This is a genomic window from Stenotrophomonas sp. Steno-Z10-HUANG (assembly GCF_056393075.1).
Genome location: NZ_JBWJPA010000010.1, coordinates 71,194 through 89,418 on the forward strand (window position 1 = coordinate 71,194; position 18,225 = coordinate 89,418).

18 protein-coding genes are annotated in these 18,225 nt (G+C 70.6%); 11 read left to right on the top strand and 7 right to left on the bottom strand.

Going from position 1 to position 18,225, the window contains the following annotated elements; genetic code table 11:
• Positions 1 to 148: 148 nt before the first annotated feature.
• The 3 genes from AC06E6_RS13410 to AC06E6_RS13420 form a co-directional block, all read right to left on the bottom strand.
• Complete coding sequence (locus tag AC06E6_RS13410; protein WP_054667934.1) at positions 149 to 913, bottom strand: TSCPD domain-containing protein; 765 nt, start codon at positions 911 to 913, stop codon at positions 149 to 151.
• A gap of 76 nt (positions 914 to 989) precedes the next feature.
• Entirely contained in the window at positions 990 to 1,676 is a 687-nt protein-coding gene (locus AC06E6_RS13415) for a hypothetical protein (RefSeq protein ID WP_104939777.1), read from the bottom strand.
• Between the two features lie 142 nt (positions 1,677 to 1,818).
• Positions 1,819 to 3,972: an adenosylcobalamin-dependent ribonucleoside-diphosphate reductase gene (locus AC06E6_RS13420; protein WP_161614906.1), complete on the bottom strand. Its 2,154-nt coding sequence runs from the start codon at positions 3,970 to 3,972 to the stop codon at positions 1,819 to 1,821.
• Between the two features lie 461 nt (positions 3,973 to 4,433).
• Here AC06E6_RS13420 and AC06E6_RS13425 point away from each other — a divergent pair, with 461 nt between their 5' ends.
• From AC06E6_RS13425 to AC06E6_RS13470, 10 genes are all read left to right on the top strand, one after another.
• Positions 4,434 to 5,858, top strand: a complete 1,425-nt coding sequence (locus AC06E6_RS13425; RefSeq protein ID WP_104939779.1) for a Do family serine endopeptidase — start codon at positions 4,434 to 4,436, stop codon at positions 5,856 to 5,858.
• A 97-nt stretch (positions 5,859 to 5,955) separates the two neighbouring features.
• Positions 5,956 to 6,315 (top strand): hypothetical protein, encoded by a 360-nt coding sequence (locus AC06E6_RS13430; RefSeq protein WP_104939780.1) that lies wholly within the window; start codon positions 5,956 to 5,958, stop codon positions 6,313 to 6,315.
• Positions 6,316 to 6,322: 7 nt separating this feature from the next.
• Positions 6,323 to 6,820 (top strand): phage holin family protein, encoded by a 498-nt coding sequence (locus AC06E6_RS13435; RefSeq protein ID WP_430543493.1) that lies wholly within the window; start codon positions 6,323 to 6,325, stop codon positions 6,818 to 6,820.
• Positions 6,817 to 7,248, top strand: coding sequence for a protein sip-5 (locus AC06E6_RS13440; RefSeq protein WP_478061665.1), 432 nt, complete (start codon positions 6,817 to 6,819; stop codon positions 7,246 to 7,248). The genes AC06E6_RS13435 and AC06E6_RS13440 overlap by 4 nt, the downstream gene beginning before the upstream one ends.
• 47 nt (positions 7,249 to 7,295) lie before the next feature.
• Complete coding sequence (locus tag AC06E6_RS13445; RefSeq protein WP_478061667.1) at positions 7,296 to 8,405, top strand: AI-2E family transporter; 1,110 nt, start codon at positions 7,296 to 7,298, stop codon at positions 8,403 to 8,405.
• Positions 8,406 to 8,443: 38 nt separating this feature from the next.
• The gene (locus tag AC06E6_RS13450) at positions 8,444 to 9,139 is read left to right on the top strand and encodes an HAD family hydrolase (protein WP_104939783.1); all 696 of its coding nucleotides are present in this window, start codon (positions 8,444 to 8,446) and stop codon (positions 9,137 to 9,139) included.
• A 4-nt stretch (positions 9,140 to 9,143) separates the two neighbouring features.
• Positions 9,144 to 9,803: a DUF1294 domain-containing protein gene (locus AC06E6_RS13455; protein WP_478061669.1), complete on the top strand. Its 660-nt coding sequence runs from the start codon at positions 9,144 to 9,146 to the stop codon at positions 9,801 to 9,803.
• 44 nt (positions 9,804 to 9,847) lie between these two features.
• A complete protein-coding gene (locus tag AC06E6_RS13460) occupies positions 9,848 to 11,230 on the top strand; it encodes a leucyl aminopeptidase family protein (RefSeq protein ID WP_104939785.1) in 1,383 nt (460 codons plus the stop codon).
• Between the two features lie 141 nt (positions 11,231 to 11,371).
• Positions 11,372 to 12,478: a catalase family peroxidase gene (locus AC06E6_RS13465; RefSeq protein WP_478061671.1), complete on the top strand. Its 1,107-nt coding sequence runs from the start codon at positions 11,372 to 11,374 to the stop codon at positions 12,476 to 12,478.
• Positions 12,475 to 13,011, top strand: a complete 537-nt coding sequence (locus tag AC06E6_RS13470) for a cytochrome b (RefSeq protein ID WP_240212432.1) — start codon at positions 12,475 to 12,477, stop codon at positions 13,009 to 13,011. Before AC06E6_RS13465 ends, AC06E6_RS13470 begins: the two co-directional genes overlap by 4 nt.
• 76 nt (positions 13,012 to 13,087) lie before the next feature.
• On the opposite strand, the gene AC06E6_RS13475 is transcribed toward AC06E6_RS13470, so the two are convergent.
• Genes AC06E6_RS13475 through AC06E6_RS13490 form a run of 4 tightly spaced genes read right to left on the bottom strand, consistent with a single transcriptional unit; the run spans position 13,088 to position 16,613 of the window.
• Complete coding sequence (locus tag AC06E6_RS13475) at positions 13,088 to 13,690, bottom strand: response regulator transcription factor (RefSeq protein ID WP_104939788.1); 603 nt, start codon at positions 13,688 to 13,690, stop codon at positions 13,088 to 13,090.
• Positions 13,687 to 14,865, bottom strand: a complete 1,179-nt coding sequence (locus AC06E6_RS13480; protein WP_478061673.1) for a sensor histidine kinase — start codon at positions 14,863 to 14,865, stop codon at positions 13,687 to 13,689. The genes AC06E6_RS13475 and AC06E6_RS13480 overlap by 4 nt, the downstream gene beginning before the upstream one ends.
• A gap of 36 nt (positions 14,866 to 14,901) precedes the next feature.
• Positions 14,902 to 15,687 carry an ABC transporter permease gene (locus AC06E6_RS13485; protein WP_478061674.1) on the bottom strand — a complete coding sequence of 262 codons (786 nt, stop codon included), beginning with the start codon at positions 15,685 to 15,687 and terminating at the stop codon, positions 14,902 to 14,904.
• Positions 15,687 to 16,613 carry an ABC transporter ATP-binding protein gene (locus tag AC06E6_RS13490; RefSeq protein ID WP_478061676.1) on the bottom strand — a complete coding sequence of 309 codons (927 nt, stop codon included), beginning with the start codon at positions 16,611 to 16,613 and terminating at the stop codon, positions 15,687 to 15,689. The genes AC06E6_RS13485 and AC06E6_RS13490 overlap by 1 nt, the downstream gene beginning before the upstream one ends.
• Positions 16,614 to 16,816: 203 nt before the next feature.
• Between AC06E6_RS13490 and AC06E6_RS13495 the strand changes: the two genes are divergently transcribed.
• Positions 16,817 to 18,067 (top strand): efflux RND transporter periplasmic adaptor subunit, encoded by a 1,251-nt coding sequence (locus tag AC06E6_RS13495; protein WP_104939791.1) that lies wholly within the window; start codon positions 16,817 to 16,819, stop codon positions 18,065 to 18,067.
• Positions 18,068 to 18,225: the final 158 nt, after the last annotated feature.

Here is an 18,225-nt window from a genome sequence, read left to right on the forward strand (position 1 = left end):
CTGGTCACAGGACGACGCAGCCGCCCAAGCACGCCTGCGTCCACACCAACTCGCAAAGCAGCCCCGTCGGCTGCTCCCCGCCGGCGGAAAAGACAAGGGCCGGGTGCTCGCGCACACCGGCCCCGGTCTCATCCGGCGTTGCCACCGGTCAGCCGCACTTGCTGTAGCCGCAGTTCAGGCAGGTGGCGCACCCGTCCATCACCACAAGCGCCTTGGTGCTGCACTTGTGGCACATGGTGGCGCTGGGCGGGAAGCTGGTGCCCTCGCCGGTGACCTGGACGTCCTCATCGCGCCCGGCGGGGGCGGCGACTACGGCGTCAGTGTTTTTTTTTGAGCGGTCCTCGAACTGCTTGCGCTTCTCGGCGATCAGCGCGCGCTGGTGGGCGCTCATTTCCGGATCGTGCAGCAGGCCGATCGACTTCATGTGGTCTTCGACGATGGAGCCCAGCTCGGCGACCAGCGACGGCATGTACACGCCGCCGGCCTTGAAATAGCCGCCCTTGGGGTCGAACACGGCCTTCATCTCGTCGACGATGAAGGTGACGTCGCCGCCCTTGCGGAACACCGCCGACATGATGCGGGTCAGCGCCACGATCCACTGGAAATGCTCCATCGACTTGGAGTTGATGAAGATCTCGAACGGACGGCGCAGTTCGTGCTCGGTGCCGGCGTTGAGCACGATGTCGTTGATGGTCACGTAGAAGGCGTGTTCCACCAGCGGCGACTTGATCTTGTAGGTGCTGCCGATCAGCACGTCGGGGCGCTCGATGCGCTCGTGCATGTGCACGATGTTGCTGTCCTGGGCATCGTCCTGCGCCTGTGCGACCGGAGCCTTGGCCGTCGCTTCCCGGGCCTTGTCGTCCGGGGTGATGACGGAATAACCCTTGATTTTCTTGTCGATCTTGACGGCCATGGTGCGGGTCCTGGTTATGCGTTGTGGTGCGGGTTGCGGCGCCCCCGCCCGCGGCGGGCGGGGACGCGGGTGCGGCTTACTTGCGGGCGGCCTTCTTCGCCGCCTTTTTCACCGCGGTGGTCTTCCTGGCCACCGTCTTCTTCGCCGAAGCCGCCTTCTTGGCCACGGTCTTCTTTGCGGAAGCGGTCTTCCTGGCCACCGTCTTCTCGACCTTCTTCACCGCCTTCCGGGTGGCGGCGGTGCGGGTGGCGACTTTCTTGGCGACCTTGCTGCCGGCCTTGTCCACCGCCTTCTTCACCGCGGCGGTCTTCTTGGCCACGGCCTTGGCCACCTTCTTCTCCGCGGCCTTCACCGTCTTCCTGGCCGAGGCGACCTTCTTCGCCACCTTCTTCTCGGCGGCGGCGACGGCCTTCTTGGCGGCGGCCTGCTTGCCGGCACCCTTCTTCTTCAGGGCCGCGGCCTCGGCCTTGGCATTGGCCTTGGCGGCCTCCAGCTTGCGGCGCACGCTGGAAACGGTCTTGCCGACCTCCTTCTTCGCCGCGGCGGCCTTCTTGGCGACGACCTTCTCGGCCTTCTTGACCGCCTTCTTCACCTTGGCGACCTGCCGCGTGGCGCCGGCCTCGACCTTGCGCGCGCGGGTCTTGACCGCGGCAACGGCATCGCCGGCGGTGGCGGCCATGGCGTCGCCGAGGTTGGCTGCGGTTTCCTTCACGTTCTCGGCAACCTGGGACACGGTCGCCGTCACACCATTGCCATTGCTCATAAAGCCCTCCTTAAGGGCATTGGATCGGTCACGTTGGCGATGCGGAATGAAGCGGGTGGGGCATGGAACACAGGCGACAACCCGGTGGTGGCGGCCACCGTCGCCGTCCCGCGCGGCGGCGGGACGGCGTGCGAAGGCGACCTCAGAACTTGCCGTAGTAGCCTTCCTTGAGGGCGTCGAACAGATTGGCGGCGGTGTGCATTTCGCCGTCGTACTCGATCTGCTCGTTGCCCTTGACCTCGACCACCTGGCCGTCTTCCAGTTCGAAGCGGTAGGTGGTGTTCTCCAGGTCCGCCTCCTTGACCAGCACGCCCTGGAAGGCGGCCGGGTTGAAGCGGAACGTGGTGCAGCCCTTCAGGCCCTGCTGGTGGGCGTAGCGGTAGATGTCCTTGAACTGCTCGTACGGGTAGTCCGTCGGCACGTTGGCGGTCTTGGAGATCGAGCTGTCCACCCACTTCTGCGCGGCCGCCTGCACGTCCACGTGTTCCTTCGGCGAGATGTCGTCGGCGGCGATGAAGTAGTCCGGCAGGCGCGAATCGGCGTCCTCGGCGAACGGCATCGCCCGGGGGTTGACCAGTTCGCGGTAGGCCAGCAGCTCGAAGGAGAACACATCCACCTTCTCCTTGGTCTTCTTGCCTTCGCGGATCACGTTGCGGCTGTAGTGGTGCGCGAACGAGGGCTCGATGCCGTTGGAGGCGTTGTTGGCCAGCGACAGGCTGATGGTGCCGGTCGGCGCGATGGAGCTGTGGTGGGTGAAGCGCGCACCGGTCTCGGCCAGTTCGTCCACCAGCTCCGGGGCGACCGAGGCGATGCGCTGCATGTAGCGGCTGTAGCGCGCGTGCAGCACCTTGCCCTGGATCTTCTGGCCGACCTTCCAGCCGTCCTTGCGCATCTCCGGACGCTGCCGCAGCATCGCCGCGGTGACCTCGAAGGTCTCCTCCATGATCGGCGCCGGGCCCTTCTCGCGGGCCAGTTCCAGGCCGGTTTCCCAGCCGGCCACGGCCATGTCGCGGGCAATGGCTTCGGTGAACTCGCACGACTCCGGCGAACCGTACTTCATGCGCAGCATGGTCAGGGTGCTGCCCAGGCCGAGGAAGCCCATGCCGTGGCGGCGCTTGCGCATGATCTCGTTGCGCTGCTGTTCCAGCGGCAGGCCGTTGACCTCGACCACGTTGTCGAGCATGCGGGTGAACACGCGCACCACTTCCTTGTACTCGTCCCAGTCGAACGAGGCCTTGTCGGTGAACGGGTCGCGCACGAACTTGGTCAGGTTGACCGAGCCCAGCAGGCAGGCGCCGTACGGCGGCAGCGGCTGCTCGCCGCAGGGGTTGGTGGCGCGGATGCTCTCGCACCACCAGTTGTTGTTCATCTCGTTGACGCGGTCGATCAGGATGAAACCCGGCTCGGCGTAATCGTACGTCGAGACCATGATCATGTCCCACAGGTGGCGGGCACGGATGTGGCCGTACACCTTGCAGGCCACCAGGCCGTCGTCGCGGACGATGTAGTTCTCGTGGGTCGGCCATTCGCGCCAGACCACTTCCTCGCCGCTGGCCGGATCCAGCTCGGCCTGCTCCTTGGTGTTGATCGGGAACACCAGCGGCCAGTCGGCGTCCTTGTCCACCGCCTCCATGAAGCCGTCGGTGATCAGCAGCGACAGGTTGAACTGGCGCAGGCGGCCGTCCTCGCGCTTGGCGCGGATGAAGTCCTTCACGTCCGGGTGCGACACGTCGAAGGTGCCCATCTGCGCGCCGCGGCGGCCACCGGCCGAGGACACGGTGAAGCACATCTTGTCGTAGATATCCATGAAGGACATCGGCCCGGAGGTGTAGGCGCCGGCGCCGGCCACGAATGCGCCGCGCGGGCGCAGGGTGCTGAACTCGTAGCCGATCCCGCAGCCGGCCTTCAGGGTCAGGCCGGCCTCGTGGACCTTCTCCAGGATGCCATCCATCGAGTCGGTGATGGTGCCCGACACGGTGCAGTTGATGGTGCTGGTGGCCGGCTTGTGTTCCTGCGCGCCGGCGTTGGAGGTGATGCGGCCGGCCGGGATCGCGCCGCGGCGCAGCGCCCAGACGAAACGCTCGTACCAGTAGGCGCGCTTGTCGTCGCTGCCTTCGGCGTCGGCCAGGGCGCGGGCCACGCGCTGGTAGGTGCCGTCGATATCGGCATCCAGCGCCTGCCCGGCCTTGGTCTTGAGGCGGTACTTCTTGTCCCAGATGTCCTGCGAGGCGGGCTGCAGGGGGATAAGGTCCGATCGGGTTGGGTTGCTGACCACTTCCAGACGCACCGTGCTCATGATGGTGGAACTCTCCTTGTGCACCTTGCGGTGCGTTTACCGTTTCCCCGGTCGGGCGGGGCTGCAACGACGACGATGCCGGCGCGTGGTCACGCGCCTGCGGGCGGGCGGGGATTGGTCCGGCGAGGGCCGGGGATCTGCATCGCTTCCGTCGTCATTGCACGCCTTCCTATGGGGTGCCTGCACCCCGGGCCTCAACCCTACTTCTTGGGGACGCATTTCACATCAACCCAACATCTAGTGGCTGATGGCGATGCCAAGCTTACCCACCGCTTGGGTGATGTCAAACGAAAAATCTGCCCCCGGCATCTTGCAATCCGCGCAGGGCTTGCGCCCCCTGCGATTGCGGCGGCGCGGAATGTTTCATTGTCGATTTAGGTCGCTGCCGCCACACTCCATTCAGCCACTCCCGCCCCACCCGGACGCCCCGCGCGGCGTCCCCGCATGGAACCCCGGCCCTTATGCGACCGCTCCCGACCCTGCTCACGCTTGCCCTGGCCGCCGCCTTCGGCGGCTTCACCGCCAGTGCCATCAACGCCCACCTGGACAACCGCGCCCAGGCCTCCACCGGCGCCATGCTGCCCGCCACCGCGGCCCTGCCGGCGGCGGTCGCCGGCCAGCCGGTGCCGTCGCTGGCACCGATGCTGGAACGGGTGATGCCGGCCGTGGTCAGCGTCAACACCAAGCAGGTGGTGCGGGTGCGCAACCCGTTCTTCGACGACCCGTTCTTCCGCCGCCTGTTCCCGCAGGTACCGCAGGAGCGCATCAACGAGTCGCTGGGCTCGGGGGTGATCATCGACGCGGCCAGGGGCTACGTGCTGACCAACCACCACGTGATCGAGAACGCCGACGACGTGCAGGTGACGCTGGCCGACGGGCGCACGGTCAAGGCCGAATTCCTCGGGTCGGACCGCGACACCGACATCGCGCTGATCCGCATTCCCGCCGAAAAGCTCACCGCGCTGCCGCTGGGCGACAGCGACCAGCTGCGCACCGGCGATTTCGTGGTGGCCATCGGCAACCCGTTCGGCTTCAGCCAGACGGTGACCTCGGGCATCGTCTCGGCGGTGGGCCGCAGCGGCATCCGCGGGCTGGGCTACCAGAACTTCATCCAGACCGACGCCTCGATCAACCCGGGCAACTCCGGCGGCGCGCTGGTCAACCTGGCCGGGCAACTGGTCGGCATCAACACCGCCAGCTTCAACCCGCAGGGCAGCATGGCCGGCAACATCGGCCTGGGCCTGGCCATTCCCTCCAACCTCGCCCGCGACGTGGTCGAGCAGCTGATCACCAAGGGCGTGGTGGTGCGCGGCACGCTGGGCGTGGAAACCCAGAACCTGAGCCCGCAGATCGCGCAGGGGCTGGGCCTGGCCGAAGCGCGCGGCGCGCTGGTCACCCGCGTGCTGGCCGGCTCGGCCGCGGCGGCGGCCGGGCTGCGCGCCGGCGACGTGGTCACCGCGATCAACGGCCAGCGCGTAGACAACGCCCAGGCACTGCACAACTTCGAGGGCCTGCAGCCGGTCGGCCGCGTCGTCGAGCTCGACGTGCGCCGCGACGGCAAGCCGCTGCAGCTCAAGGCCACGCTCAAGGAACAGCCGCGCGCGGTGACCGGTGATACGCTGGACCCTCGCCTGTCCGGCGCCACGTTCGTCGACCTGCCCGAGTCCGCGCGCCAGTCCGGCCTCAACGGCGTCCTGGTTAGTGAGGTGGCGCGTGGCAGCCGCGCCGCGCAGTCCGGCCTGGCCAGCGGCGATATCGTGCTGGCCGCGAGCAGCGGCGAGTTCGTCGACCTGGCCAGCTGGCGCGCCAGTTTCAGCCCGCGCCCGCCGCAGCTGGTGCTGCGCATCGTGCGCGGCACCACCCAGGGACAACTGGTGATGCGCTGATCGGCCGGCGCTCGTAACGTTCCTTACACCCGGCCGCTGGTATTGCTTTCCCTGCGCCGCCCCGCTGGCGTCCCCCCGAACCGAAGGAGACGAAACAATGAGCCCCACGAACACCGACACCATGAAGGACCACCTGGGCGACGCCGGATCGCACCTGAAATCGGCCGCGCGCGCCGCCGGCACGGCGGTCAAGGACGCGGCCGGCCTGGCCGGCGACGAACTGCGCCTGGGCAAGGCCAACGTGAAGGCCGAGCTGTCCGACAGCGCCCTGTCCGGGCTGGCCGCGGCCGAGCTGTCGGGCGCCGCCGCCAAGGAACAGATGGACGCGCTGATGGACAAGGGCAAGGACCTGATCGACAGCGCCGCCGACCTGATCCGCGAGCGCCCGCTGGCCTCGTTCGGCGTGGCGTTCGCCGCCGGCTGGATCATCGCCAAGCTCGCCCGCAGCAACGACTGACGCGGGCGTGGGCGACAACGCGCCACCATCGGGCGCCACCGGAAACGGCAACGACGAGGCCGGCAAGGCAGCGCCCGGGCTGGAGGAGAGCATCCGCGAGGTCGGCAGCGCCGGCCGGCAGACGCTGGATGCGGCGACCCACACGCTGCGCTCGCTGCGGCGTCTGGCCTCGGCCGATTTCGCCCTGGCCCGCAGCGCCTTCGGCCGTGGCCTGGCCTGGAGCGGCGTGGCCATCGTGTTCGGCGCCTCGGCGTGGCTGCTGCTGGCGGCCACGCTGATCGCCCTGCTGCACGCGCTGGGCCTGTCCTGGTTCGTGTCGCTGCTGGTCACTTCGCTGGCCAGCCTGGCGGTCACCGGCTATGCGATCTGGCGGGTCAGCTACTTCTTCCACCACACCGGCATGCATGCCACCCGCCGGCAGCTGTCGCGACTGGGCCTGTTCGACGAACCGGCCGAGGACGACCCCGACGCCGATGTCGAGATCCCCGGGGACCGGACGCCATGAACTTCGATGCCCTGCAGCGCCGCGTGCGCCGCGCCGAAGCCGTCGTGCAGGTACGCATGGACGAGACCGTGCGGCAATGGGACACGCTGGAAGCGGCCTGGCGCCGCAGCTGGACGCCGGGCCGCATCCTCATCGCCGGGCTCGCCGGTGGCTTTGTCGCCGGCAGGCTGGAACCCGGCGGCGCCTTCAGCGGCGCGCGCTGGCTGCAGATGATCGGCTCGGTATCCGGGTTGGTCGCCTCGGCGCAGGCCTCGATCGCCACGCTGCAGGAGGCCGGGCTGGCCGCGGCCGCCGCGGCGACCGCGGAAGCGGCCGGCGACGACGCCCCGCAGGCGGACCCGCCCACGCCGGCAGCAGGGGCGACGCCCGCGACCGCGGGCACGCCGCCGCAGGCAGCCGCCGCCGCCACCGAACTGTCAGAATCCTGAGCCGCGTGGCCGCCGGCCACGCCCCTTCCGCACCGGAGTGCCGCCCGATGTCCGCACTGCCGTCCGACACCGCTGCGCCCGACACCGCCGCCACCACCGAACCGGCCGCGCCGGCGCCGCGCCCGCGCGCCTCCACCGCCCTACTGGTGCTGGCCACGCTGGCGGTCGGCGCGACCCTGTGGGCCGCGCAGGACGTGGTCCTGCCGGTGCTGCTGGCGATGTTCTTCGCCCTGGTCGGCAACCCGATCATCCGCCTGCTGCAGAAACTGCGCCTGCCGCGCTTCCTGGCCGCGCTGCTGGTGCTGGTGCTGGGCCTGGCCAGTGCCGGCGCGCTGGCGGTGCAACTGGCCGGGCCGGCGGCCGACTGGTTCGCCGAGACGCCGCAGCAGCTGCGCGAGGTGTCGCGCAAGGTCCGCGACCTGGTGCGGCCGGTGCAGCAGGCCAACCAGGCCGCCGAGAGCTTCGCCCGCGCCGCCGGCGGCGAGGACAACCGCAAGGTGGAAGTGATCCGCACCCGGCTCGACGACCCGTACAAGGTACTGGTGCGCACGCCGCGGCTGGCCGCCTCGGCACTGGCGGTGGTGCTGCTGACCCTGTTCTTCATGATCTACGGCGAAACCCTGCAGCGGCACGTGATCGCGCTGCTGCCCAACCGCCAGCAGAAACGCTTCACCACCGACATCCTGCGCGCGATGGAGCGCGAGATCTCGCGCTACGTGCTGACCATCACCATCATCAATGCCCTGGTCGGGCTGGCCCTGGCCGGGGTGCTGGTGCTGCTGGGCATTGCCGCGCCCGAGGCGCTGCTGTGGGGCACGGTGGCGATGCTGCTGAATTTCGCGCCCTACGTGGGCCCGCTGATCGGCATCGCGCTGATGCTGCTGGTCGGCCTGACCCAGTTCCGCGAGCCGCTGGCCGTCGCGGCGCCGGCGCTGGCCTACCTGGCGCTGCATACGCTGGAGGGACAGCTGGTCACCCCGATCGTGCTCGGCCGGCGCATGGCGATCTCGCCGTTGATGCTGGTCCTGGCGCTGATGCTGTTCGGCTGGCTGTGGGGCATCGTCGGCCTGTTGCTGGCGGTACCGCTGCTGGTCTGCGCCAAGCTGGTGCTGGCGCGGCTGGACGGCATGCAGGGCTGGGCGCGCCTGCTGGAATAGGCAAGGCGCCGCGTGCCGCGCTGCCGTAAAATGGCCCGGTGAACTTTCCTGTCCTAGCCATCACCCTCGACCTGGACGACACGCTCTGGCCGTTCGCACCCATCGGTGCCCGCATCGACCAGGTGCTGCACGACTGGATGCGCGTCCACAGCCCGGCCACGGCGGCGATGTACCCCGTGGAGGCCATGCGCGAACTGCGCGTGCGCACCTTCGACGACAACCCGCACCTGCACTACGACCTGAGCGCGCTGCGCCGCCTCACCCTGGCCGAAGCGCTGGAAAAGAGCGGTGCCGGCCTGGCGCTGCTGGAACCGGCCTACGAGGCGTTCTACGCCGCACGCAACCAGGTGGAGTTCTACCCCGACGCGCTGGACGCGCTGCGGCGCATCGCCGCGCGCGTGCCGGTGGCCGCGGTCAGCAATGGCAACGCCGACCTGCAGCGCATCGGCATCGGCGACCTGTTCGCGTTCCAGCTGGGCTCGCGCGAGTTCGGCGCGGCCAAACCGGACCCGGGCATCTTCCACGCCGCCTGCGCCCGGCTGGGTGTCGAGCGCACCCATGTCCTGCACGTGGGCGACCACGCCGAGATGGACGTGGCCGGGGCCATCCGCGCGGGCCTGCGCGGCTGCTGGATCAACCGCGAATCGCACCCCTGGACCCACGCCGGCCTGCAGCCGGACCTGCAGTTCGACACCCTCACCGGGCTGGCCGACTGGCTGGACGCGCAGGAGTGAGGCCATGCCGCAACTGGGCCGCATCGAGCACTGGAACGACGGCAAGGGCCATGGGTTCGTGCGCCCGCTGCAATCGCAGGCCGGTGCCGGCGACGCGGCGCGCGCCTTCGTCCACATCAAGGCGATTGCAGGGGCCGGCCGCCGCCCCGCCGATGGCGACCTCATCCGCTACGACTGCGAGCGTGATGCGCGCGGCCGTTTGAACGCGGTGGACGTCACGCTGGTCAATGCCGCGGTGATGTGTACCCGGACGCAGCGGCGCGTGGTGGCGAAGACCACCGCCCGCCAGCGGCGTGCCGCGGCCGCGCCGATCGACGCCGTGCAGCGTTGCATTCTTGCCTGTGCGCTCATCGCGCTGGCCGCCGGCGGCGCGCTGCGGCTCTGGCCACTGCCGGTAACGCTGGCCTATATGGCGATGGGCACAGTGTCGTTCTTCGCCTATGCCCGGGACAAGAACGCCGCCGGCAACGGCCAATGGCGCACGCGCGAAAGCACCCTGCACGCCTTCGACCTGCTGTGCGGCTGGCCGGGCGGCCTGCTGGCGCAGCAGGCATTCCGCCACAAGACCCGCAAGATCGGCTTCCAGCTCGGTTTCTGGACCAGCGCGGTGCTGAACTGCGCCGCCCTCTACTGGCTGCTTCCACGTATCGGAACGGCATCATGACAACGGGCGGCCGGCCACCGCGCCACCGCCCCCCATTACCAGGAATGACCCCCATGTCTGCTTCGCCATCCATTGGTTTCACCTCCGATGCCAACAACGCCCTGCCGCTGCACGTGCTCGACAAGGCGTCGTTCGCTGCGTGGCTGGACGCCCAGCCGGCGGCCACGCAGGCGTGGCTGAAGAGCCAGCAGTTCACCGCCGCGCCGGGCAGCGTGGCGTTGCTGCCCGGCGACGACGGGCTGGCCGGCGCGGTGCTGGGCGTCGGCGACCGCGCCGATGCCCATGCCTACGCGCACGCCCCGTTCGCACTGCCGGCCGGCAGCCGCTGGCAGCTGGCCAGCGCGCTCGATGCCGCCGGGCTTTCCAACCTGCACCTGGGCTGGGGCCTGGGCAGCTACCGCTTTGCCCGCTACCGCAAGCCGGCACGGCAACCGGCACAACTGCTGGCCACGCCGTCGGCGGAGGTACAGGACGTGCTTGCCGCGTGCCTGCGCGTGCGCGACTGGGTCAACACCCCGACCGAGGACATGGGCCCGCAGCACCTGGAAGACGCCGCGCGCGCGCTGGCCGACGCCCACGGCGGCACGCTGGAAGTGATCGCCGGCGACGAACTGCTGGAGATGAATTTCCCCACCATCCACGCGGTCGGCCGCGCCTCGCACCGCGCGCCGCGGCTGATCGTGCTGCGCTGGGGCCAGGACACCGCCCCGCACCTGGCGCTGGTCGGCAAGGGCGTGTGCTTCGACACCGGCGGGCTGGACCTGAAGCCGGCCGACGGCATGCGCAACATGAAGAAGGACATGGGCGGCGCCGCGCATGCGCTGGCGCTGGCCGGGCTGGTGATGGCGCAGAAGCTGCCGGTGCGGCTGACCCTGGTGGTGCCGGCGGTGGAGAACGCGGTCGGCCCCGATGCGTTCCGCCCGGGCGAAGTGATCACCACGCGCAAGGGCATCACCGTGGAGATCGACAACACCGACGCCGAGGGCCGCCTGATCCTGTGCGACGCGCTGGCCTACGCCAGCGAGATGCAGCCCGACGCGATCATCGATTTCGCCACCCTGACCGGTGCCGCGCGCATCGCCCTGGGCCCGGACCTGCCGGCGCTGTTCGCCAACGACGACACGCTCGCCCGGCAGTGGCTGGAGGCCGGCGAGCAGACCCGCGACCCGGTGTGGCGCATGCCGTTGTGGCGGCCGTACCAGCGCTACCTCAACAGTGGCATCGCAGACATGGCCAACGCCGGCTCGCGCATGGCCGGCAGCGTCACCGCGGCGCTGTACCTGGAGCGCTTCGTCGACGAGGGCCGCGCATGGGCGCACCTGGACGTCTACGCCTGGAACGACAGCGACCGCCCGGGGCGCCCGGCCGGCGGCGAGGCACTGGCGCTGCGCTCGGCGTGGGCGATGCTCAAGGCCCGCTACGGCTGATGCCGGCACTGCCGGCGGGAGCGGTCCGGCCGGCGCTGCCCGGGGCGGGGAATATCTGACGAAAAATTGAATTTTTCCGGCTGCCCGGTTCTGCGACGATGTGCGGGCCCTTCCCATGCTCGACCCAGGCAGGACCGCGACATGCCACTGCTCCCCCCTCCCCCTGCAGGCCAGGATCCACAGGCGCCCGGCCGCCACACCGCCTTGCCCTGGATCGCGCTGATCGCGCTGATCCTGGGTGCCGCCGCGCTGGCCTTCGCCTGGCTGGCCGGCTGGATCGGCCGCGAACGGCTGACCGCGCAGCGTTTCACCGACACCATCGAGGCGACCGGCGCGGCCCATCCCGGCTTCCGCCGCGCGCACAGCAAGGGCGTGTGCGTGAGCGGCTGGTTCGAACCCAGCGCGCAGGCGCCGTCGCTGTCGCGGGCGCGCGTGTTCACGCAGCCGCGGGTGCCGGTGCTCGGCCGGCTGTCGATCGGCGGCGGCGATCCGCATGGCGCCGACGGCAATGCGCGGGTGCGCAGCATCGCCCTGCGCCTGGCCAGCGACGATGGCCAGGAATGGCGGATGGCGATGAACAGCTTCCCGTTCTTCGCGGTGCCCACGCCCGAGGCGTTCTACGAACAGACCCGCGCGCAGGTGCCGGATCCGGCCACCGGCAAGCCCGACCCGGCGAAAATGGCCGCGGTGCTGGCGAAATACCCCAGCGCGCAGGCGTTCCAGCAGTGGGCGCGGACCGCGCCGTGGACCGACAGCTGGGCCAACACCACGTTCAACGGCATCAACAGCTTCTGGTTCACCAATGCGCAGGGCCAGGCGCGTGCCGTGCGCTGGCGCTGGCAGCCGCAGGCGCCGGTGGTCGAGCTCGACGCACAGGCGCGCAAGCACGCGGACGCGGATTTCCTCAGCCAGGACCTGCAGCGCCGGCTGGCGGCCGGTCCGCTGCGCTGGAACCTGGTGGTCAGCCTCGCCGGCCCCGGCGATGCGGTCGACGATCCCTCGGTGCCGTGGCCGGCGTCGCGTCCGGAAGTGATGGCCGGCGTCCTCAGCCTGGAGCACATGCAGTCGCAGGAACAGGGCGCCTGCGGCGAACTGAACTTCGACCCGCTGATCCTGCCCACCGGGATGCGCGGCAGCGATGACCCGGTGCTGGCGGCACGCTCGGCGATCTATTCGCAGTCGTTCAACCGCCGCGAGCGCGAACGCGCCGCCGGCGCCCCGGCGCAGCCGCAGGAGGCCACGCGATGAGCACCGGCAACGGCCATTTCAACCTGCTGGCGCGGGTGCTGCACTGGTCCATGGCGCTGATGATCGTGGCCATGCTGTTCATCGGCGTGAGCATGGTCGCTTCGCTGCACCTGCGGCCGCTGCTGATCGACCTGCACCGCCCGCTGGGCATCGCCATCGGCGTGCTGGCGCTGCTGCGCCTGTACAACCGGCTGCGCCACCGCCCGCCACCGCTGCCGGCGGACCTGCCGCCATGGCAGGCACTGGCGGCCAGGGCCTCGCACGCGGTGCTGTACGCGCTGATGCTGGCGATGCCGCTGATCGGCTGGGCCATGCTGTCGGCCGGCGGTTATCCCATCGTGCTGTGGGGCGGCGTGCACCTGCCGGCGATCGTGCCGCATACGCCGGCGCTGTACGCGGCGCTGCGCGCTGCCCACGGCGTGCTGGCCTATGCGCTGTTCGCCACGGTGCTGGCGCACGTCGGCGCCGCGCTGTTCCACCTGTGGGTGCGCCGCGACGGCGTGTTCCAGGCGATGGCCCGCGGCAGGGACTGAGGTTCCACCGCGGAAAGCCTCGCACTGCCGTCGCCTCAGGTATCGCCACCTGGCGACCGGTGGCGGCGGATCCCCACTACAGCCAGCCCTTCTGCCGTGCCAGCCGGTGCGCCTCGATGCGATTGGCCACGCCCAGCTTGCCGATGCAGTCGGACAGGTAGTTGCGCACGGTGCCGTGCGACAGCCCGAGCTGTTCGGCGATCTCGTTGGCCGAGCGGCCCTCGCCCGCCAGCCGCAGCACCTGGCGCTCGCGGTCGTTGAGCGGGTCGGCCTCGGACCAGGCTTCCACCGCCAGTTGCGGATCGATGGCGCGGCCGCCGCGGTGCACCTGGCGCAGGGCCTCGGCCAGCTTTTCCGCCGGTGCGTCCTTCAGCAGGTAGCCCTGCACCCCGGCGTCCAGGGCGCGGCGCAGGAAGCCGCCGCGGGCGAAGGTGGTGACGATCACCACTTTCGCCGCCAGCCCATGGCGCTGCACCCGCTGGGCCAGCTCCAGCCCGGTCAGCCCCGGCATCTCGATATCGGTGACCAGCACGTCCGGGGCCAGCCGCTGCAGCTCGCGCCACGCCGCCTCGCCGTCGGCCGCGGTGCCCACCACCTCGATGTCCAGTTCCAGGTTCAGCAGCGCCGACAAGGCGCCGCGCACCATGGCCTGGTCTTCGGCCAGCAGAATGCGGATCATGCGCGCGCCTCCATTGCCGCTGCGGGTGCCTCGGGCGCGGCGCCGGGTTCGCCGAGCGGCACGGTTACTGCCAGCCGCGTGCCGCCGCCACGCGGCGAGTCGATGCGCAGGCTGCCGCCCAGTGCCGCCACCCGTTCGCGCATGCCGGCCAGGCCGTTGCCGTTGGCGGATACGCCGCCGCGGCCGTCGTCGGCCACCTCCAGCACCACCGCCCCGTCCTCCACCCGCAGCGCGATCAGCGCCTCGCTGGCCTGCGCGTGGCGCGCGATGTTGGTGACCGCCTCGCGCAGCACCATGGCCAGCCCGCATTCGATCCAGGCCGGCATGGGCGGTGGGGGTGTGTGCCGCAGGTGCACCCGCGAGGACTCCAGCAGCAGGTGCGCCGAGGCCAGCTCGGCGGCCATGTCGGCGGCGCGGAAGCCGGTGACGGCGCTGCGCACCTGCGCCAGCGCGTCGCGCGCGATCTGCTCTGCCTCGGCCAGCTCACGGCGCGAACGCGCCGGGTCGCGCTCGAACAGCTTGCGCGACAGCTCCATTTTCAGCGTGATCAGTGACAGCGTGTGCCCGAGCAGGTCGTGCAGGTCGCGGCCGATGCGCTCGCGCTCGGCGGTGGCCGCCAGCCGGCGCACCTCCTCGTGCGACAGCCGCAGCGCGGCGTCCTTCTCGCTGCTCGCGCGCTCGACGTTGACGATCAGGCCGATGATCACGGTCAAGGCCGGGATCCAGGCGACGACCTGCCACGGGTAACCGATCCACGCGGCCAGCGCGACGAAGCCGGTGTTGAGCAGCACCAGTTCCAGCAGGTAGCGGCGCACGCTGATGCAGCGGTTGGAGCGCAGCATCACGCAGCCGAACACGAAGTAGTTCATGCCCGACGGATAGCTGCGCAGCAGCGCCATGGACAGCACGATCATCGCCAGCGCGAACAGCGGTGCGTTGCGCCGCGACGCCACCAGGGTCATCACGAACAGCACCAGGAACAGCGGGTACGACCACAGCGTGATCAGCACCCAGCGCAGGGTGAAGCCGCCGCCGAACATCGGCGTGAGGAACACCCACACCGTCCACAGCAGGTGCACGGCGTCGATCCACGGCCATTTGCCGAGCTTGAGGTTGTCGGCCACCACCGAATCGGGGGCGGGCGTCAGCCAGGCGGGGATATGGCGGTGGTTCACGGGGCGGTTCCTGTCGCGCAGGCGTCGATGATGCCATCAGCCATGGCGGCGCAGGCGGTGCACGGCCAACGCCAGGAACACGGCGGTGAACCCGGCCAGCCACAGCACGTGCGGCGCGGCGCCGCCGGTGCCCAGGCCCAGCGCCGACTGCGCCAGCGCGTTGAGGTGGTAGCTGGGCCACAGCGGCGCCTGCGCGCGCAGCAGCGGCGGCAGCATCTGCAACGGGAACCACAACCCGGACAGGAACGCCATGGGCAGGTACAGCAGGTTGACCATGGCCGGCGCGCCCTGGCCCTTGACCAAAGTGCCCAGCAGCAGCCCCAGCGCGCAGAACGGCACCGCGCCGAGGATGCAGACCAGCGCCAGCCGCAGCATCTGCGCCGCCTGCAGCTGCACGTGCGCCAGGGTCAGCCCCAGCGCCTGCAGCAGGCAGGTGATCAGCGCCGCCATCAGCATGGCCATCGCGGTCTTGCCGAGCAGGTAGGCGGCCGGCGGCATCGGCAGCGCGCGCTTGAGGGTGAGCAGGCCGTTGTCGCGCTCCAGCGCCAGCGACATGCCGAAGCCGAACAGGCCCGGCGCCATCACCCCGAAAGTGGAATACGACGCCAGCAGGAAGCGCGGCGCCTCGGCCGCGCCGCGGCCGCCCAGCACCACCGCGAACATCACGAAGAACACCGCCGGGAACAGCAGCGTCGGCAGCAGGAACGACGGGCTGCGCAGGTAACGCAGGCATTCGGCGCGCGTCTCCTGCAGGTAGGCGGCAACCACGCGGCCACGCGGCATCGGCGGCTGGGTGGCGGAACAGGCAGGCACGGTGTCCATCAGGCGGCCTCGCGCAGAACGGAGCAGGCGACGCGGTCGTCGCGGGTCAGGTCACAGAACGCCTCGTCCAGGCCGGCGGCCTGCACTTCCAGGCCGGCCAGTGCCGGATCGGCCTCGAGCAGGCGCCGCACCACGGTTTCCACCTGGTCGCTGGAGACCTGCAGCCAGGTGCCATCGTGATCGACCTGGCGTACGCCGGGCCAGCCGGCCACGGCGCTGGCCGCGAGCGTGGACCGGCAGCGGATGCGGCGCGTCTGTACCCGGGCGCGCAGCGCGTCGACGCTGCCGTCGCTGACGATGCGCCCGCGCATGAGCACGCAGACGCGGTCGGCCAGGTGCCCGGCCTCCTCCAGATAATGCGTGGTCAACACCACGCCCGCGCCTTCGCCGGCCAGCGTGCGCACGGTGGCCCACAGCCGCTGCCGCGCCGGCAGGTCCAGGCCCACCGTGGGTTCGTCCAGGAACAGCAGGCGCGGGCGTCCACACAGGGCGATGGCGAACTGCACGCGCCGCTGCTGCCCGCCGGACAGCTTGCCGTAGGGCCGCCCGAGCAGATCCTCGATCCCGGCCAGCGCCGCGCTCTCGGCCAGCGGCCGCGGCGCCGGGTAGTAGCTGGCAGTCAGCCGCAGCAGCTCGCCGACCTTCAGCGTCGGCGGCAGCGCCGCGTCCTGCAGCATCACGCCGATGCCGCGACGTGACCCCATCTGCTGCGGGTCCCGCCCGAACAGGCGCACCTGGCCGGCGTCGGCGCGCAGCAGGCCCAGCAGCAGGCCGATGGTGGTGGTCTTGCCGGCGCCGTTGGGCCCAAGCAAGGCCAGCACCTGCCCGGCATGCAGGTCCAGGTCCACGCCATCCAGCGCCTGCAGCGCGCCATAGCGCTTGCGCACCCCGCGCAGGCTCGCCAGTACTTGCCCCCTCGCGTCCATCCACCCACCTCCGCTGATCGATGGCGCCACGGTATCCAGCCGCGCCGCCGGCGCGCAGTGGCGGCGGTCAGGCCAGGCGGGTGACACCCGTCACCTGCGCGGTGGAAGCGCGCCACCTAGAATCGGTCCCCGCCACCGGCCGCCCGCCAGCGCCGGTTTGGGTTACCTTCCGTCACTTCTTCCCGCCTCCCGTTCCGGTACCGATGAACACCTCCGCCGACCTGCTCAAGGAACTCCGCATCGACCGCTCGGCGCCGCCGCCGACCGGCCCCGCCGCCCCGCGCCGCTGGCTGTGGTGGGTGCTGGGGCTGCTGGCGCTGCTGGTGCTCGCGGTCGTCGCCGGCATTTTCTTCAGCCGTGGCAAGCCGGTGGTGGTGGAGACCGCAGCGGTGGTCGCCATCGGCCAGGACAGCGCCAGTGCATCGGTGCTCGACGCCAGCGGCTACGTGGTGGCGCGGCGCATGGCCACCGTGTCGGCCAAGATCACCGGTAAGGTGCGCGAGGTGATGATCGAGGAAGGCATGCGCGTGGAGGAGGGCCAGGTCATGGCCACCCTCGACCCGATCGACGCCAACGCGCAGCGCGCGCTCAACGCCGCCCAGCTCGACGCCGCGCGCAGCCAGGTCGAAGGCCTGCAGGCGCAGTTGCGCCAGGCCGAGGCCGACGCCCAACGCCTGCAGCAGCTGGTCGGCCGGCAGCTGGTGTCGCGCTCGCAGTACGACCAGTCCGTGGCCCAGCGCGACAGCCTGCGCGCGCAGCTGGCCACCGCCCGCCACAACGCCACCGTCGCCCGCGACGCGCTGGCCATCGCCGACCTGGGCGTGGACAACAACGTGGTGCGCGCGCCGTTCGCCGGCGTGGTCACCGCCAAGGCCGCGCAGCCGGGCGAGATCGTCTCGCCGCTGTCGGCCGGCGGCGGCTTCACCCGCACCGGCATCGGCACCATCGTCGACATGGATTCGCTGGAGATCGAAGTCGAGGTGGGCGAGGCCTACATCGGCCGCGTGCAGCCGAAGATGCCGGTCGAAGCCGTGCTCAACGCCTACCCGGACTGGAAGATCCCGGCCGAAGTGATCGCCATCATCCCCACCGCAGACCGCGGCAAGGCCACGGTCAAGGTGCGCGTGGCGCTGAAGGTGAAGGACCCGCGCATCGTGCCGGAGATGGGCGTGCGGGTGAGCTTCCTGGAAAAGCCGGCGGCCGCCGGTGAGAAGAAGCCCGAGGGCGTGCGCGTGCCGGCGACGGCGATCGTGCAACGCGGGCAGGACACGGTGGCGTTCGTGGTCGGCGGCGACGACACGGTGCAGGCGCAGGCGCTGAAGACCGGCATGGAAATGGGCAAGGACCGGCAGGTGCTGTCGGGCCTGTCGGCGGGACAGACGGTGGTGGTGAACCCGCCGCCGACACTGAAGGACGGCGACAAGGTGGCACTGGCCAGCGACGCGGCGCAATGACCGGGTGCCCTTCTCCCCGGGGGGGAGAAGGTGCCCGGATGGCGGATGAGGACGCATGGCGCCGGGGATGGCTGATCCATCCGGGTTCCATCGCCCCTCACCGCAAGCCCCGCTCCAGGGCACACGCGCCAGTGGCACGCAGGCCGCGCCTTCTCCCC

Bases quoted from the DNA above. Each gene is read 5' to 3' on its own strand.
- AC06E6_RS13440 (WP_478061665.1), top strand. From the start codon at position 6,817: ATGAACTTCGATGCCCTGCAGCGCCGCGTGCGCCGCGCCGAAGCCGTC.
- AC06E6_RS13420 (WP_161614906.1), bottom strand. From the start codon at position 3,972: ATGAGCACGGTGCGTCTGGAAGTGGTCAGCAACCCAACCCGATCGGAC.
- AC06E6_RS13475 (WP_104939788.1), bottom strand. From the start codon at position 13,690: ATGATCCGCATTCTGCTGGCCGAAGACCAGGCCATGGTGCGCGGCGCC.
- AC06E6_RS13430 (WP_104939780.1), top strand. From the start codon at position 5,956: ATGAGCCCCACGAACACCGACACCATGAAGGACCACCTGGGCGACGCC.
- AC06E6_RS13490 (WP_478061676.1), bottom strand. From the start codon at position 16,613: ATGGACGCGAGGGGGCAAGTACTGGCGAGCCTGCGCGGGGTGCGCAAG.
- AC06E6_RS13410 (WP_054667934.1), bottom strand. From the start codon at position 913: ATGGCCGTCAAGATCGACAAGAAAATCAAGGGTTATTCCGTCATCACC.
- AC06E6_RS13495 (WP_104939791.1), top strand. From the start codon at position 16,817: ATGAACACCTCCGCCGACCTGCTCAAGGAACTCCGCATCGACCGCTCG.
- AC06E6_RS13465 (WP_478061671.1), top strand. From the start codon at position 11,372: ATGCCACTGCTCCCCCCTCCCCCTGCAGGCCAGGATCCACAGGCGCCC.
- AC06E6_RS13445 (WP_478061667.1), top strand. From the start codon at position 7,296: ATGTCCGCACTGCCGTCCGACACCGCTGCGCCCGACACCGCCGCCACC.
- AC06E6_RS13460 (WP_104939785.1), top strand. From the start codon at position 9,848: ATGACCCCCATGTCTGCTTCGCCATCCATTGGTTTCACCTCCGATGCC.
- AC06E6_RS13455 (WP_478061669.1), top strand. From the start codon at position 9,144: ATGCCGCAACTGGGCCGCATCGAGCACTGGAACGACGGCAAGGGCCAT.
- AC06E6_RS13425 (WP_104939779.1), top strand. From the start codon at position 4,434: ATGCGACCGCTCCCGACCCTGCTCACGCTTGCCCTGGCCGCCGCCTTC.
- AC06E6_RS13485 (WP_478061674.1), bottom strand. From the start codon at position 15,687: ATGGACACCGTGCCTGCCTGTTCCGCCACCCAGCCGCCGATGCCGCGT.
- AC06E6_RS13415 (WP_104939777.1), bottom strand. From the start codon at position 1,676: ATGAGCAATGGCAATGGTGTGACGGCGACCGTGTCCCAGGTTGCCGAG.
- AC06E6_RS13470 (WP_240212432.1), top strand. From the start codon at position 12,475: ATGAGCACCGGCAACGGCCATTTCAACCTGCTGGCGCGGGTGCTGCAC.